Origin of the sequence: Cohnella abietis (assembly GCF_004295585.1) — a bacterium.
Lineage (GTDB): Bacteria > Bacillota > Bacilli > Paenibacillales > Paenibacillaceae > Cohnella > Cohnella abietis.
Genome location: NZ_AP019400.1, coordinates 4,374,007 through 4,389,863 on the forward strand (window position 1 = coordinate 4,374,007; position 15,857 = coordinate 4,389,863).

Genomic DNA, 15,857 nt, shown 5'->3' on the forward strand with positions numbered 1-15,857 from the left:
CACATCACCCCGTCGTCTTCTCCATATGCTTCGCTCGCAGTTGTCCGCAAGCAGCAGCAATGTCATGGCCTTGCTCCCTGCGAATCGTTACATTCACATTATTCTTCTGCAATATGCGCTGGAACTCAAAAATATCGTCCCGTGGAGTTCTGACATAGTTACGCTCAGGCACATAATTAACTGGGATCAAGTTGACGTGGCACAGCATGCCTTGAAGTACATTTGCCAATTCCTCCGCGTGCTCCGGACGATCGTTAACACCGCCGATAAGAGCATATTCGAACGTAATTCGCCGACCTGTTTTTTCAATGTAATATTTGCAGGCATTCATAACGTCAACAAAAGGAAAGCGTCTGTTGACCGGCATTAGCTTCGAACGGAGCGCATCATTAGGCGCGTGGATAGAAATGGCTAAGTTAATCTGGGTGTTCTCATCTGCAAATTTCAGCATGTTAGGAACGATTCCACTTGTTGAAACAGTGATATGCCTCGCTCCGATATTCAACCCTTTCGGATGAATCATCGTACGCAGAAACTGCATTGTCGCTTCATAATTTTCGAAAGGCTCTCCAATGCCCATAATGACAATACTCGAAACACGCTCATTATGAGGATCAAGAATTCTTTGCGCCTGCACGACTTGGGCAATTATTTCTCCGGCTGTTAAGCTTCGTTTAAGACCACCTAACGTAGATGCACAGAACGTACAACCTACCCGACAGCCAACCTGAGTTGTTACGCATACGCTATTGCCGTAACTATGCTTCATGATGACTGTTTCTATTGCGTGATCGTCATGCAGACCGAATAGAAATTTCATCGTGCCATCCTTGGATTCAAACTTCGCAATTTCCGTCAAAGTTATAAAACGGAAGCTTGCGAGCAGCTTATCCCTTAAGGGCTTTGGCAAATTGGACATGTCCTCGAAGGAGCCTACCCGTTTCACGTACACCCAATCGAATATTTGTCCAGCACGAAATGCAGGCTCTCCCTGCTCCTTCGTCCAGTCTTGAATTTGCTCTAACGTTAAGTCATAAATAAAAGGCTTGTTTAGTTCAATATCCAAATTCGTCACCACCATTCGTTCTATTTTACCATAAAATTAAAGGGATTGCTTCCGCAGGCGGGCTATAAAAAACCCATCGCTCCCGAACATCTGAGGAAGCAGCTGGAGCATACCTGTAAAGGCATCAGGCAAATATCCTTTCTCCCGCAAAGGAGCTAGCACTTCGTTCGGCCAATCCGCATCCAGAGTAAATTCAGGGAACCTCTCCAGAAACCGTCTGATCGTATTCTCATTCTCATCTACTGCAATTGTACATGTACTGTACACAAGCGTCCCCCCTGGCTTAACTAGGGATTGAACCTTGCTCAGCAGCTCGCTTTGAAGAATGGATAAGCTTGTAATATCCTCATTGGTTTTGTTCCATTTGATCTCCGGCTTGCGGCGAATGACCCCTAGTCCAGAGCATGGAGCATCTAACAGGACAACATCACAAGATTGTTGAGGTAATTTATCCGCAAGCTCAATAGCATTGCTCGTCATCGTCTCTACACTCGATAAGCCCAAACGTTCCGCTTGCTGCTTAATTAGCGCTTCTTTATGAGGATGTACATCATTGGCAATGATCTTACCTTCATTACGCATAATTTCAGCTAAATGCGTTGTTTTTCCACCGGGAGCGGCACAGCAATCGAGCACTTGCATTCCTGGCTTCGGATCAGCAACCGCTGCAACGAGCATTGAGCTTTCGTCCTGAACGGAAATAAAGCCTTCCTTAAACCAATCAGAATGGACAAGGTTTCCTGCCTTAGTCGCAATAATACCAGATGGAGATAACGGAGAAGCAGCGACCTCCATCCCCGCATCCGTCATACCCGCTACAATCTGATCACGCGAACCACGTATAGGGTTAACACGTGCGGAAGCATGAGGATGCTCATTGTTAGCGGCACATATTTCTTCGGTCGCTTGCAAGCCGAATTCAGAAATCCAGCGCTCTACTAACCAAATCGGATGGCTATATACAAGAGAAACTCGCTCAGCCTCGGGCATGCCCTCTGGTAATGGGCTATCAAATCCATCACGCAGTAGCCCTCGTAGTACGCCATTCACAAGACCGCCAATTCCTGCATGACCACGCTTCTTAGCGATACGCACAGCTTCGTCCACTGCGGCATGAGCGGGCACGCGGGAAAGCCATCTCAGCTGATAATAGCTCATACGCAACAGGCTTCGCACCCAAGGCTCAACCTTCCTCGGCCACCCTTTTACTCGACTAGCTAGATCATAATCTATCGTGTTCAGTCGTTGAATGGTTCCATAGACTAATTCAGTTGCAAGTGCTGCATCCGGTCGGGACAGTTCTGACGCTTGCAGCGCCTGATTCAGCTCAAGACCACTGTATGCGCCCTTCATCTCAACGTTATGCAGCACACTCATAGCGACTTCTCTTGCCCCTTGCGGCTTGCCGCCGGGCAGGCGATTCGGTTTATTCATTATTCGCATCCTTATCTATAAAAAAGCTTATACTTTCTAGCAACAAAAACGACATGCGCTGCTGTGGTGCTGACGAAACTACGATGTTTTTCATTGCTTCTGAATGAGATGTTACTCAATTGCTCGTTACGGCTCCGATACTAAGATGTTTTGATCGTACTTCGTGCTTCGAGGTGGGCTTGAAGTCACATTAGCGTTGTTATTCATCTCTTCTGCCAATTAGATGTCGAAGGCCTAATTGAGCTTCACCTTACAAACTCAGTAACTCTTATTTGATCAAAATCACTTGTTTTTAAGATGTAACGAACGCCAGACACCTTATATCCAACAAAGTAGCACCATTCCGCCTAAATATCGCACAATAGCACCACTGAAGTTCGTTAGAAAAAATAAGAAGTCAATTTATCCGTCTTAAGCTCGATAGGGTTCGTTAGCCAAAACACACACACTTCCCTCTTGTATGCGAAAAGCCTTAGGCAGTGATATGCAGTTCAACTACTGGTCCCGATTCCTATTTCCTAACAACGGAGGTGGTTTTATACTTTCGTATAAAAAAGAGCCCGGGGTTACCCGAGCACCTTACCGGGAGTAAGCCGCGCGCCCTTGGCAAATTCTGCTGCCGCTAGCGCCTTCTTTCCGGCTGGCTGAACTTCTGTTAATACAATGCTGCCATCCCCCGTGCGGACACGAATGCCGACAGCGCCCAATTCAAGCACTGAGCCCGGCACTGCGGCCATCCAGTCAGGACTCAACTCGTTGTCTGAGGCTTGCGGTATGCGGCAGCCCCAAACCTTAAACACCTCGCCGTCTAAGTATGTGAATCCACCTGCCATTGGATTCAATCCTCTTACCCGATTAAACAGCTGGCGGGAGCTATGCTGCCAGTCCAGCTTCTCGTCCTCGCGGGATAGGTTCGGAGCATACGTCGCATCGGCATCGTTTTGCGGCGTTCGTGTAATCGAGCCTTCAGCAATACGCGGCAGCCACTCGATGAGTAGCTTAGACCCTGCATCGCTCAGCTTCTCAAATATGGAGCCTGCTGTATCCTCGTCGGTAATTGGCACCTCTACCTTAGAGATCATATCCCCGGTGTCCAAGCCCTCGGCCATGTACATTAAGGTCACGCCTGTCTCTGACTCACCATTAATGATGGATCGCTGAATAGGGGCTCCTCCACGATAACGTGGCAATAACGAACCGTGCACATTAATACATCCTAAACGAGGCAGATCAAGGACAGACTTAGGCAGTATCTGTCCATAAGCAGCCGTAATGATGATATCAGGGGCAATCGCAGTAACCTCCGCAACGCCTTCCGGCGAGCGTAGCTTCTCTGGCTGCAATACGGTGAGCCCTCGCTCCAACGCATAAGCTTTTACAGGCGATGGAGTCAGCTCCCGCTTGCGTCCCTTTGGTCGATCCGGCTGCGTGACAACAGCTGCAATCTCATAGCCTTGATCAAGTAAAAGTGCTAAAGAAGAAACAGCGAATTGCGGTGTTCCCATAAACAAAATTTTCATGCTATTCTCCATCCTGCTCTTGCTCACCCGGCTCACTTGGCTTACGAGCTTCATAGACTGATTCCGCCGTATCAATGAACAATACGCCGTTCAGATGATCAACCTCATGCTGAAACGCCCTGGACAGAAATTCCGAACCCTCATATTGTATCGGCTTACCGTTGCGATCCTGGCCCCGAATAACGATCCGGTTCGCACGTCGAACATCTCCTTGAAGCCCGGGAATGCTGAGACAGCCTTCCGGCCCTAGCTGTTCGCCTTCTGCAGAAATGATCTCAGGATTAACCAACTCGATAAGCTCATGTTCATCCCCCACATCCACAACAATGACACGTTTCAATATTCCTACCTGAGGTGCAGCCAACCCGACTCCGTCGGCATCATACATTGTATCTGCCATGTCGTCTAGCAATTTGTGCAGGTTTGAATTGAACTTGGTCACTTCCTGCGCCCTCTCCCGAAGCACAGCATCAGGGTGTTTCACGATTAATCGAATTGACATAACGGCATCCTTCCTTTTCGCTAAAGCATCATCTGCGGATCCACATCGACGCTAATTTGCACGCCGTTGCGCTTAACCGCATCCCCCATCTCCTCAAGCACCTGTGCAGTCACAAGGCTTGCGTCAACGTCTCCCCGATATTTTACCATACATTGAAAACGGTAGCGATCCTTCAATCGAGCAATTGGCGAAGAAACTGGACCTAATACCTCCAGCGCCGTTCCGCCACCATGATCAAAATCCCTCCGAACACCCAATGCCGCTGATTTTTCTCGCATACCTGTGGCAAATCTTTCCCCAGTGGAAAGCAGCATTGGGACCGATTCATGAGAAAAGGTCACAGACAGGAGCCGGCTATATGGTGGATAACCAAGCTGTCTACGTAAAGTCAGCGCCCTCTCCACGAAGCCTTTATAGTCATGGCCTTGGACAGAGGTAATTGATTCATGCTCGGGATCATAGGTTTGAATAATAACCTCCCCCGGTAGTTCATGGCGTCCAGCTCTCCCTGCAACCTGTGTCAACAGCTGAAATGTTCGCTCTGAGGCTCGAAAATCTGGCAATCTGAGAGCAGAGTCTGCCGCAAGAACGCCAACTAAAGTTACAAAAGGAAAATCTAACCCTTTGGCTACCATCTGAGTTCCAAGTAATAGATCCGCTCTTCGCTCCCGGAATTCCGTGAGCCATTTTTCGTGAGAGCCCTTTTCCGTCGTTGTGTCCACATCCATTCGGATGACCCGAATACCGGGAAAGGTTTCTGCCAGCGACTCCTCTACCTTTTGTGTGCCCGTCCCAAAAAAACGGATATGCGGACTTTCACAGCTTGGACAGGTTTTCGGCTCCGATTCTGAATAGCCGCAATAATGGCAACGGAGATTTTGCGATCCCTTATGATGTGTAAGTGATATCTCACAATGCGGACAAGCTGCAGTATAGCCACAAGAGCGGCACATAACGAACGTTGCATACCCTCGGCGGTTGAGCAACAGAACGATCTGCTCATTCTTAGCCAGACGATCTCTAATGGCATCTGCCAAAGATCTACTGAACATTGCCCGGTTACCAAGCCTGAGCTCCTCACGCATATCAACAATTTCAACACCCGGCAATGGCCGATTCGCCACCCTCTCCGGTAGTTCGATATACTTCATTTGAACATTGTCCGTGTCATGCCTGCGATGAACTGCTGCTTCGTAAGTTTCGAGTGCAGGAGTTGCAGAGCCAAGTACAACTACTGCTCCATGAAGACGCGCTCGCTCTACCGCAACATCTCGAGCATGATATTTCGGGCTCTCTTCCTGTTTATAAGAAGTTTCGTGCTCTTCATCAATTACGATAAGTCCAATGCTAGCGAATGGTGCAAAAATAGCAGAACGAGCCCCAACAGCTACCTGTGCTCGACCCTCCCTTATTTTACGCCATTCATCGTAACGCTCTCCCTGGGATAAGCGACTATGCAGAACAGCTACTCGTGCTCCGAATCGACTTTTGAAGCGCTCGACCATTTGTGGCGTAAGGGCGATTTCTGGTACAAGCACAATCGCTTCTCTGCCCATCTCAAGACATCGCTGAATAGCTTGTAAATACACTTCTGTTTTACCGCTTCCCGTAACGCCGTGCAGAAGAAAGGTCTCATGGATATTGTCATCTAATGCCTTCTGGATCGGGGCCAATACACTAGCCTGAGCAGGCGTCAATGTCATTGGCGAGGAAGCAGGAAATTCCCGACCGGCATAAGGATCTCGATCCTCAGTAATCGCCTGTATAGAAATCCATCCACGATCTTCCAAAGCACGTATCGTCGACGTTGTTGTTGCTACTTCCTCTGCAAGCTTAATTACCGTGACAGGTTCATTATTCTCCGCCAAGTAACGCAGCACTTCCTTTTGCTTGTGCGCTCTCGCCGGAAGCTCTTCACTTGCCTGCCATAAAGTCGGTGAATCCGAGGGAAAAACCGTTAGAACGGTTTTGACTGACAATTGGTCTTCCACTCGTTGACGCTCCTCGAGCTTCCCTTGACGAAGCCACCGCTTAAGCAGCTGCCCCTGCTCAGGATACTGCTGCAGCAAGCTAGTAAGTTTCAAAGGCTTCCCTTTCTTGAGCGCAAGCAAAAGACCGCCACTTTGTGCGGTCTCTTCCTCAGACCATTGTGCGCCGGAGGCAGCAAAAACATATTTCTCCGAGCGCCCTTTAAGCGCCGCCGGTAACATAGCCTGTAAGGCAATTGTTAGTGGACATAACCATCTCTTACTAATCCACACTCCAAGCTCCACTAGCTCAGGAGAAAGCGGTGGAATAGCGTCTAACAAATCCTCTATCGGCTTCAGCTTCGCATATTCAACCTCAGCATCTGCCGCAAAACCCGTAACAATGCCTTGAAGCTTGCGGGGTCCGAACGGAACAGCTACCCGACTTCCGATTTCTACCCACCCTGTTAGCCTGTCTGGAATTAAGTAATCAAAAGTACGATCCGTATCACGGCTCGGAACGTCCACGATAACCCGAGCAACCGTCATCCTTTCGTTCCTTTCTCGTCTCCCTGATCGTTCAGGCGATTCATTCTCGCTTGTGCGATATCCCAAAGCCGCTCTGCGACAGCCTTCTTAGTCATCTGCGGAATATGCTCAACAAGCCCCTCAGATGCGTAGACACTGACGATATTCGTCTCTGTTCCGAAGCCCGCACCCGCTGCTGCTACATTATTAGCTACAATAAGATCACATTTCTTGCGATTTAATTTATCTAAAGCGTGCTTCTCCACGTCCATGGTTTCCGCGGCAAATCCGATGACGAACAGCTTGTCCGCATCTAGCTGATCAGCATTCCAATCCCCAACCGCCTGCAAAATATCAGGATTTCGAGTAAGCTCTAGCGTTAACGCTTCAGAAGTTTTCTTCATTTTATGCTCTTCCTGATGTAAGGGGCGATAGTCGGCAACTGCCGCAGCTTTAACGATGACATCTGTATTCGGAAGATTCGACATAACGGCATCGTACATCTGCAGCGCAGAATCAACCCTAACAATACGCATTCCGTTAGGGGCTGCCGCGTCTGTCCTTCCGCATATGAGCGTCACTTCTGCTCCACGATTTCTAGCCGCTTCGGCGATAGCAAACCCCATTTTTCCAGACGAGTCATTCGTAATGTAACGAACGGGATCGATTCTTTCGATCGTCCCTCCTGCAGTTACGAGCACTCGTTTCCCTTGCAAGGGCTTGGGTCCTACTAGCATGTTAACGATAGCACCGACTATTTCATCCGGTTCAGCAAGACGTCCCTTACCTACGTAACCGCAGGCTAATTGACCCGTCCCTGGTTCCACGAAAGTAACTCCGCGCGAGGCAAGCTTGTTGACATTATCAATTACTGCAGGGTGCTCCCACATATGAACATTCATGGCTGGTGCAATTAAGAGCGGCGCTGTCGTAGCTAGCAAAGTCGTACTAAGCATATCATCGGCTAAACCGTTAGCCAGCTTAGATAAAATATTCGCCGTAGCAGGAGCTATAACCGCTAAATCTGCTGCATCCGCCAAATCAATATGCTGGACACCCGCAGCATCACGCTCATCAAACACATCCGTTGCCACAGGATGGCGAGTAAGTATTTGCAGCGTTAGCGGAGTAATAAATTTCGTCGCTCCTTCGGTCATAATAACCTTGACAGAAGCACCTAAGCTAACTAAACGACTGCATAGTGTAGCTGCCTTATAAGCAGCAATCCCACCCGTTATACCTAGCAAAATTGTCTTCCCTGTGAGCGGCTTGTCCATGCTTTCCCCTCCTACAAATATAACCGCTACAAGTAAAACGGCTTCGCCGTCCTTGGGACGGCAGTATACGTTTGTATCGAGCGATTAGATGAGTATACGGTACCAAAAAACTTATACTTTCTAATAGTCGAAAAAAAACAACCGCAGGGGTTGTCCTTCCTTCGAGCTTATCTAATTCACGCATTCTAGATTTAGTCTCTATTCAACGTGTTTGTCTTCAGATGCTCAACTTTAATGGCTTCGTGGTAAATTTCTTCCAACGCGACGCCAACGTATTTGTGCGACTTAGGAGCACCTAGATTACACATTACACCTTCACGCAATTCACGCGCTCTCTTGGAAGCAGCAACAACTAACGTGTACTTGCTGTCTACCTTCTTAACTAATTCATCAATAGATGGATATAACATATTTGATTTTCACCTCTTTCAGACGTTGTCGGCGGCATTAACAGCTTCAAGCTGCGGGAAAAGCTCTCCTAGAAATCTTTCCCGTTTGCAATGCTCTGCCGTAATTATGGAGCTAATTCGGTCACACGCCTGATCAATCTCATCGTTGACGACTGCGTAATCGTAATGGTGCAGCAAATTCATCTCTTCAACAGCTACCGATAGCCGATTGTCGATAGTTGCCTGGGATTCCGTGCCTCTTCCTACGATTCTCTGCTTCAATTCATTCAAAGAGGGAGGCATTAGGAAAATAAACACGCCCCCGGAGAACTTCTCCCTTACCTTCAATGCTCCTTGAACTTCAATCTCAAGAATAATATCTTTACCTTCAGATAATGTCTTCTCTACAAAATCACGGGGCGTCCCATAATAGTTGCCTACATACTCCGCATGTTCCAGAAGAGCGTCTGTTTCTATCATATGATGAAACTGCTCCCGTGATCTAAAGAAATAGTTAACCCCGTCCTGCTCACCTTCCCTAGGTGACCGGGTAGTAGCAGATACGGAATAAATTAATTGCGGAAGCTTGCGGCGCAATGCTGCACACACCGTTCCTTTGCCAACTCCGGAAGGACCGGATAGTACGAATAATATGCCTCTGCTCATGGTGCTCTCCCATTCATTCATCGTGTTCGTCGTCTTTGGTAGACAACCGGTGAGCAACCGTCTCCGGTTGAACAGCCGACAAGATAACGTGATCGCTGTCAGTAATAATAACAGCTCGGGTACGGCGGCCATAAGTGGCATCGATTAACATATGCCGATCCCGTGCTTCTTGAATAATCCGTTTAATCGGCGCCGACTCTGGGCTGACGATAGAAATAATCCGATTAGCTGAAACGATATTGCCGAATCCGATATTAATCAGCTTGATCGCCATAGTTAGCACTTTCCCTCCGGTCATTCCTACCAAACAGATAAGGGGAACCGAACTACGCTTCCATTGTTGCCGAAAGCTGTCCACCGCATACTGTAGGCTTGAAAATGCCTATTTTCATCTTATATTGATTTCTTGCTTCATTGTACTTCAAATCCCCAAGGTGGACAAGAGGATGAGACAGGTTACTTGCCGGAAACCATGCTCTTACTTTTCTCTCTCACATATTTAGTAAGAGATACTGTCATTTCATAGGCAAGGAAAGGGGTCATCAAATATATTCCGTTAAAATGCTTCATGGCAACATCGAGCAGCTCTTCCGCGATCTTAACGCCTTCCGCGCGTCCCGCTGGACCCTCTAGCCCACTCATTCGCTCACGTACCGAATCTGAGAGCTGGATACCCGGAACCTCATTATGAAGGTACTCTGCATTACGACCACTAGCGAGTGGGAAAATCCCAATGAAAATCGGAATGCTAAGGTGCTTTGTTGACTCCGCAATACGTTCAATAAGATCAGGATCATATACGGGCTGGGTCATAATGTAGTCCGCTCCAGCGGATATTTTCCGTTCCAATCGCTGTACGGCTTTATCCAAATGCTTAACATTCGGATTAAAGGCAGCACCAACAATGAAATTAGCCTTTTGTTTAAGAGGTCTACCGGAAAAGGCAATACCCTCGTTTAATTGTTTAATCATTCGAATGATTTCAAAAGAAGTTAAATCGTATACCGAGCTAGAGCCTGGCAAATCTCCGAATTTGGCTGGATCGCCAGTTACCGCAAGCACGTGATCTATGCCAAGTGCATCAAAGCCCATCATATGAGACTGCGTACCGATCAAATTGCGATCTCTGCAGGCTATGTGCGCAAGCGGCTTAATGCCTACTCGTTCCTTCAAGAGTGCGGCTAGCGCCATATTGCTCATCCTTGTGACAGCAAGTGAATTATCCGCCAACGTTAACGCATCCGCCTCTGCATCCTTCAAGGCTTGTGCGCCTGCCATGAACTTAGTAATATCCAAATCTCGTGGCGGATCCAATTCTACTATTACTGTATGCCTTTCGCGTACAAGGTCTACAATACTAGGCTCAGCATTGTGCGGCGGTTCAGTGCTAGCAGCATTATGAGATGGATCCTCCTTCACCTCAATCACTTCTACTTGCTCCACTGTCGGCGCATCAGAAGGAGTACTTACGTGTACAAGCGGCGAGTAGCTTTGGAGCGCTTTGGCCATTGCTGAAATATGTTCAGGTGTCGTACCACAGCAGCCTCCAATTAACCGCGCTCCCGCATCAGCGAACTTAATAGCAGAGGATGCGAAATATTCAGGCGACGCTGAATAAATAACTTTACCATCGACATAATCCGGTATTCCGGCATTAGGAAATACACTTAAAGGTACGCCTAGATCCCCAGGAATCGTCTCAATTGCACGTAGAATGCCGTTAGGACCGCTGCGGCAATTAAAGCCGATAACGTCTGCTCCCTCACCCTTCAATCTTCGGAAAGCTTCTGGTAAAGGAATTCCGTCATGAGTTCTCGCTGCATCCTCAACTGCAAATTGGCAGATGACGCTTATATCACTTTTCTTACGAATAATAGATAACGCCAAAGATAGCTCTTCAAGATCAAAAAAGGTCTCGAGCAGTAGGCCGTCCACTCCAGTTGCAAGAAGAACACCAATTTGTTCCTCGAAGTCCCTTTTAACGACGGCTGTTCTCACATTTTTACCGGCGCCGCCACGTACAGCTCCAATAGATCCAATGACATATGCGTCATGTCCGACGGCTTTACGGGCGATCGCAACGCCTGCAGCGTTAATTTCTTCGGTTTTCTTCTCTAATCCATATTTGGACAGCTTATTATGTTGTGCGGAATAAGTATTAGTCTCAATAACTTCTGCCCCCGCGGCTGCATATCGGCGATGAACATCGGCGATGACGTCGGGCTTAAGCAGATTAAACTCCTCGAACGACACTCCAACGGGCAATCCAAGCTGATATAAGTAAGTAGCCATCGCACCGTCGCCAACAATGGGCCTTTGGGCTAATGCCGTACGTAAGTCCGGTTTCATGAAGCTTCCCCATCCATTCTATCTATAAAGTAATCTAAATGTAGCACAAATTCGTCTCCGGTAAAATGGAAAAACCCGACCATATTCGATCGGGTTGTAAGGAATTACGTTATTTTCAGGAGGAAGAGGCTTCTGGCTTTACATCAACCCGTCCTAATTCGTGCCCAGCTACTCTGGATTTATTGCGTAGTAAACCGAATGACATCGCAGTCAAGGTGGCGGCAATCGCTATTCCGATCGCTCCAATCCAGCTAATCGCTGACAATGACACACTTTCCACGATAATGCCGCCAATGCCAGCTCCCGCTGCCATGGCCAATTGGAGCACGGAAGAATTTAAGCTCAGCATAATGCCAGACGCTTCAGGCGACAAGGTCATTAAATAATATTGCTGCGTCGGTCCAGAAGACCAGGCTGAGAACGCCCATAGCATAAGCAAAGGAAATACGAGAACAGCTGATTGAGAAAAAGCTGTGAGAAGGAATAGCACTCCACAATGAAGTAGCAGCCCACCGATCAAGGTTCGCGGTATTCCCCACTTATCAGTTCCGTACCCTCCAAGCTTTGAACCAATAAGGCTCGCCACACCGAAAGCGAATAACCCGATGCTTACGGCCCGTTCGCTCATATGGGTAATCGTAAGCAAATAAGGAGAGATATAGGTATAGACGATGGAGTAGCCGAATATCCAGAAGAAGGTGACTGATAGGGCGAGGGCAATCCGCGGATTTCTAAGCAGCTTGAACTGCTCACGAACGGGCACCGGCGCCTCCCCTTCTGATTTGGGAATTGTACGTAGGATAATAAGCATTCCTAGCAAGCCAAGTACCCCAATTCCTACAAAAATCAACTTCCAATCATATGCGGATGCAATAACCCGCCCTAGCGGGACCCCGATGATTAATGAAGTACTGAAGCCCATTACTAGTGTTGCAATGGCGGCTCCCTGCTTCCCTGGCTGTGCAAGCTTAGCTGCGACCGTCAAAGCAACAACAACGAATACCCCTGTGCTAAGTGCCAATATTATTCTTGACCCCATGAGGGAAATATACCCAGTGGCCGTCACAGCTACAATATTCCCTACAAAAAATACAGAAAGTGCTGCTAACATTAGCTTCCTTCGCTCCACACGTGCCGTAACGGCCATGAGAATCGGAGTGCCGAATGCATAGGCGAGTGAGAACACCGTAATGAGCTGCCCTGCTGCGGCAAGTGATACCCCCATATCCTCTGCAACCATGTCCAATATACCTGCGATAATGTTTTCTGACGTTCCAACGAGAAAGCTGACGATAGCCAGCACATAAATTTTCCACGAATTTGACAACCTTATTCTAGCTCCCTTCACATACTTACATTCACTAATTTTATATTTCTAAAAATATAGAAATATAACCCAAAAAAATTACACTAACAAGCATAAACGGCTGACGCCTTCCTTTCACGACGTTCAACGTTTATGTCGAGCGATCAGATGAGTATAAGGACATTGAAGTCTATACTTCCTGATCGTACAAATAAGGCGCATATTTCTCCGCAGTCTTACGGTTCACACTATAATAAATATACGTGCCATCCTTACGTAGGGTAAGCAATCCGCATTCCGTAAGCTGCTTCAGATGGTGCGATAATGTTGAGCCAGCTACGGATTCCAGCTTGCTACTTATACTGGAGCAGCATAGATTTTGTTCCTCTGTCAGCAGCAAAGCAATCTTTAGCCTTGTCGGCTCCCCAAGTGCTTTGTACACCTTAACTGCTTGCTGGATATCTGCTTTATCCTCAACCATCTTCTTCACCTCGGCATACGCATTGTATATTTCTATATCTATCGAATTAAAGACTAGCACAATTCCTTCGAGATGTAAACTGAACATTAATCCAATTTGCAAAGAAAAGAAAAGCCGCCTCAGCAGATGAATATCCACCTGCTAAAGACAGCCTCTTCTAACATTCTCAACTTATACTGTTCCTGTGAATGCGAAAGCAGCAGGACCTGTCATGTAAATGCGGTTATTTGCTTCGTTCCAGTCAATTAACAGATCGCCACCGGCTAGGGAGATCGTCGCTTTGCGGTCGGTCAATCCGTTCAAGACAGAGGAAACTAAAGTTGCGCAAGCGCCTGTGCCACAAGCGAGCGTCGGTCCCGCACCACGTTCCCATACCCGCATATCCACTTGGTTTCGGGAATTAACTTTAGCGAACTCCACATTGATTTTACGCGGGAAAAGGGGATGCTTCTCCAGCTTAGGACCCCAAGTCGCCAAATCAAAGTTGGCTGCATCGTCTACATAAATGACACAGTGAGGATTACCCATAGAAACAGCTGTAAAAGCGAACTCACGATCATCTACTGTAATGGAATGGCCGATCACAGGATTGGCATCTATCGTTGTAGGAACATCCAATCCATTCAGAATCGGTTGTCCCATATCAACAGTAACGAGCGTAGCTACACCATTTTCCGTCGTCAATCGTACAGGTTGAACACCCGCACCTAGCGTTTCAATGGTAAGCTCCGTTTGACTTGTTAACCCGTTATCAAATACATATTTAGCTACACAGCGAATCGCGTTTCCACACTGCTCTGCTTCTGAGCCATCAGAGTTGATAATTCTCATCCGAAAATCGGCATTGTCCGATGGCAGAATATATACTAAACCGTCAGCTCCAATGCCGAAAAATCGATTGCATAATCGAATAGCCAAGTCCGCAACGTTATTAGGAAGCTCATGTTCTCCCGCTACGATAATAAAGTCATTGCCCAAGCCATGCATTTTAGTAAATTCCATTGTCCTCTGCCCCCCGCTAAAATCCGTTAATCCATTTTCTTAATCATAACGGTCATTCAGCGGGATGAGCATACAACAATCCTCTGTTTATTTGCACTTTTCCGACTATGGGTTGGGTTTATTTTTGTAAAACACTAAGGTGATCCAATGCTTTTTTTGCTCGTTCGCGAGCTTGCTCTACAGTTCCTGCAGTAGATAAGGCCACTGCTATACGCCGCCCTATCTTGGTAACTGGCTTACCAAACACACGAATTTGCGTCTGCGGGACAGACAAAGCTTCTCCAATGCCCTCTATTCGATAATCGCTTAACTCCGTTTCCGCTTTCAATGGCCTGCTAGCACCCGGAGAAACAATTTGTATTTCTGGAATAGGGTAGCCTAGAATCGCCCTTACATGTAAAGCAAATTCCGAAATATTCTGACTAGCTAATGTTACCAGACCTGTATCGTGAGGCCTTGGAGATACTTCGCTGAAATATACTTTATCCTTGGATAGGAATAGCTCTACTCCAAAAATGCCCAATCCACCCAATGCATCCGTAATTACGCCAGCTATTCTTTTCGATTCCACCAGCTGCTCCTCTGTCATTTCGTGTGGCTGCCAAGACTCGATATAGTCCCCGTCCTTCTGAATATGACCGATAGGAGGGCAGTAAGACGTTCCATTCTCAGAACGGACAGTAAGGAGTGTAATTTCCGATTCAAATGAAATAAAAGCTTCCACGATAACTCTCGTTTGCTGTACTCTGCCACCTTCCATCGCGATTGACCAGCAGCGGTCCAAATCGTCCTCAGAGCGACAAACACTTTGTCCTTTGCCAGATGAGCTCATAAGAGGCTTTACAACACATGGAAAGCCCAGTTCTCGTGCCGCTTGTCCGAATTGCTCATAAGTATCAGCAAATCGATAGCCTGCCGTTGGCAGTCCAAGTGTCTCGGATGCTAGACGCCTTATACCTTCACGATCCATTGTAAGCTGTGCCGCCCTTGCAGTAGGAATGACTTTATAGCCCTCTTCCTCAAGCTTGACGAGCTCCGCCGTGGCAATGGCTTCGATCTCTGGAACAATTAAATCTGGCTTCTCCCTCTCTATGACTCCTCGAAGAGCTTCACGATCCAGCATGTCGATAACGTAGCTGCGATGAGCAACCTGCATCGCTGGCGCATGATCATAGCGGTCTACTGCTATTGTCTCAATTCCTAGTCGCTGCGCCTCAATAATAACTTCTTTACCCAATTCTCCTGATCCGAGCAATAGCAGTTTTTTACCTATGTACATGAGCCAATTCCTCCAAGTTGTATTTAATATCGTCCATTATACACCAAGTAAGCACAAACGGCTTTCGCTGTCTTTTGGTCAAAATAAAAAC

The 15,857-nt window shown here is 47.4% G+C and carries 14 protein-coding genes; all 14 read right to left on the reverse strand.

Features of this window, described 5'->3' with window-relative positions:
- Nucleotides 1-4: 4 nt before the first annotated feature.
- The 14 genes from rlmN to purT all read right to left on the reverse strand — a co-directional run bounded on the left by rlmN (nucleotide 5) and on the right by purT (nucleotide 15,766).
- Nucleotides 5-1,060: a dual-specificity RNA methyltransferase RlmN gene (rlmN, locus tag KCTCHS21_RS19210; protein WP_408621811.1), complete on the reverse strand. Its 1,056-nt coding sequence runs from the start codon at nucleotides 1,058-1,060 to the stop codon at nucleotides 5-7.
- A 42-nt stretch (nucleotides 1,061-1,102) separates the two neighbouring features.
- Nucleotides 1,103-2,500, reverse strand: a complete 1,398-nt coding sequence (gene rsmB / locus KCTCHS21_RS19215) for a 16S rRNA (cytosine(967)-C(5))-methyltransferase RsmB (protein ID WP_170211435.1) — start codon at nucleotides 2,498-2,500, stop codon at nucleotides 1,103-1,105.
- 566 nt (nucleotides 2,501-3,066) lie between these two features.
- Nucleotides 3,067-4,020, reverse strand: a complete 954-nt coding sequence (gene fmt / locus KCTCHS21_RS19225; RefSeq protein WP_130611992.1) for a methionyl-tRNA formyltransferase — start codon at nucleotides 4,018-4,020, stop codon at nucleotides 3,067-3,069.
- A gap of 1 nt (nucleotide 4,021) precedes the next feature.
- Entirely contained in the window at nucleotides 4,022-4,522 is a 501-nt protein-coding gene (gene def / locus KCTCHS21_RS19230) for a peptide deformylase (RefSeq protein WP_130611995.1), read from the reverse strand.
- A 20-nt stretch (nucleotides 4,523-4,542) separates the two neighbouring features.
- Nucleotides 4,543-7,038 carry a primosomal protein N' gene (gene priA, locus KCTCHS21_RS19235; RefSeq protein WP_130611998.1) on the reverse strand — a complete coding sequence of 832 codons (2,496 nt, stop codon included), beginning with the start codon at nucleotides 7,036-7,038 and terminating at the stop codon, nucleotides 4,543-4,545.
- Complete coding sequence (coaBC, locus tag KCTCHS21_RS19240; RefSeq protein ID WP_130612001.1) at nucleotides 7,035-8,294, reverse strand: bifunctional phosphopantothenoylcysteine decarboxylase/phosphopantothenate--cysteine ligase CoaBC; 1,260 nt, start codon at nucleotides 8,292-8,294, stop codon at nucleotides 7,035-7,037. Before coaBC ends, priA begins: the two co-directional genes overlap by 4 nt.
- A 191-nt stretch (nucleotides 8,295-8,485) precedes the next feature.
- Complete coding sequence (gene rpoZ, locus KCTCHS21_RS19245) at nucleotides 8,486-8,704, reverse strand: DNA-directed RNA polymerase subunit omega (RefSeq protein WP_130612004.1); 219 nt, start codon at nucleotides 8,702-8,704, stop codon at nucleotides 8,486-8,488.
- A gap of 18 nt (nucleotides 8,705-8,722) precedes the next feature.
- Nucleotides 8,723-9,349: a guanylate kinase gene (gene gmk, locus KCTCHS21_RS19250; protein WP_130612007.1), complete on the reverse strand. Its 627-nt coding sequence runs from the start codon at nucleotides 9,347-9,349 to the stop codon at nucleotides 8,723-8,725.
- A 13-nt stretch (nucleotides 9,350-9,362) separates the two neighbouring features.
- Nucleotides 9,363-9,623 carry an extracellular matrix/biofilm regulator RemA gene (remA, locus tag KCTCHS21_RS19255; protein ID WP_027084220.1) on the reverse strand — a complete coding sequence of 87 codons (261 nt, stop codon included), beginning with the start codon at nucleotides 9,621-9,623 and terminating at the stop codon, nucleotides 9,363-9,365.
- A 182-nt stretch (nucleotides 9,624-9,805) separates the two neighbouring features.
- Complete coding sequence (locus KCTCHS21_RS19260; RefSeq protein ID WP_130612012.1) at nucleotides 9,806-11,698, reverse strand: bifunctional homocysteine S-methyltransferase/methylenetetrahydrofolate reductase; 1,893 nt, start codon at nucleotides 11,696-11,698, stop codon at nucleotides 9,806-9,808.
- A 115-nt stretch (nucleotides 11,699-11,813) separates the two neighbouring features.
- On the reverse strand, nucleotides 11,814-13,025 hold the full coding sequence (locus tag KCTCHS21_RS19265; RefSeq protein WP_130612015.1) for an MFS transporter: 1,212 nt from the start codon (nucleotides 13,023-13,025) through the stop codon (nucleotides 11,814-11,816).
- 169 nt (nucleotides 13,026-13,194) lie between these two features.
- Nucleotides 13,195-13,485, reverse strand: a complete 291-nt coding sequence (locus KCTCHS21_RS19270) for an ArsR/SmtB family transcription factor (protein WP_130616592.1) — start codon at nucleotides 13,483-13,485, stop codon at nucleotides 13,195-13,197.
- Between the two features lie 171 nt (nucleotides 13,486-13,656).
- Entirely contained in the window at nucleotides 13,657-14,487 is an 831-nt protein-coding gene (dapF, locus tag KCTCHS21_RS19275) for a diaminopimelate epimerase (RefSeq protein ID WP_130612018.1), read from the reverse strand.
- A 118-nt stretch (nucleotides 14,488-14,605) separates the two neighbouring features.
- Nucleotides 14,606-15,766 carry a phosphoribosylglycinamide formyltransferase 2 gene (gene purT / locus KCTCHS21_RS19280; protein ID WP_130612021.1) on the reverse strand — a complete coding sequence of 387 codons (1,161 nt, stop codon included), beginning with the start codon at nucleotides 15,764-15,766 and terminating at the stop codon, nucleotides 14,606-14,608.
- Nucleotides 15,767-15,857: the final 91 nt, after the last annotated feature.

Coding starts and splice junctions, on each gene's coding strand:
- rsmB (WP_170211435.1), bottom strand. CDS start 2,500: ATGAATAAACCGAATCGCCTGCCCGGCGGCAAGCCGCAAGGGGCAAGA.
- KCTCHS21_RS19260 (WP_130612012.1), bottom strand. CDS start 11,698: ATGAAACCGGACTTACGTACGGCATTAGCCCAAAGGCCCATTGTTGGC.
- def (WP_130611995.1), bottom strand. CDS start 4,522: ATGTCAATTCGATTAATCGTGAAACACCCTGATGCTGTGCTTCGGGAG.
- KCTCHS21_RS19270 (WP_130616592.1), bottom strand. CDS start 13,485: ATGGTTGAGGATAAAGCAGATATCCAGCAAGCAGTTAAGGTGTACAAA.
- purT (WP_130612021.1), bottom strand. CDS start 15,766: ATGTACATAGGTAAAAAACTGCTATTGCTCGGATCAGGAGAATTGGGT.
- dapF (WP_130612018.1), bottom strand. CDS start 14,487: ATGGAATTTACTAAAATGCATGGCTTGGGCAATGACTTTATTATCGTA.
- coaBC (WP_130612001.1), bottom strand. CDS start 8,294: ATGGACAAGCCGCTCACAGGGAAGACAATTTTGCTAGGTATAACGGGT.
- rpoZ (WP_130612004.1), bottom strand. CDS start 8,704: ATGTTATATCCATCTATTGATGAATTAGTTAAGAAGGTAGACAGCAAG.
- gmk (WP_130612007.1), bottom strand. CDS start 9,349: ATGAGCAGAGGCATATTATTCGTACTATCCGGTCCTTCCGGAGTTGGC.
- remA (WP_027084220.1), bottom strand. CDS start 9,623: ATGGCGATCAAGCTGATTAATATCGGATTCGGCAATATCGTTTCAGCT.
- fmt (WP_130611992.1), bottom strand. CDS start 4,020: ATGAAAATTTTGTTTATGGGAACACCGCAATTCGCTGTTTCTTCTTTA.
- priA (WP_130611998.1), bottom strand. CDS start 7,038: ATGACGGTTGCTCGGGTTATCGTGGACGTTCCGAGCCGTGATACGGAT.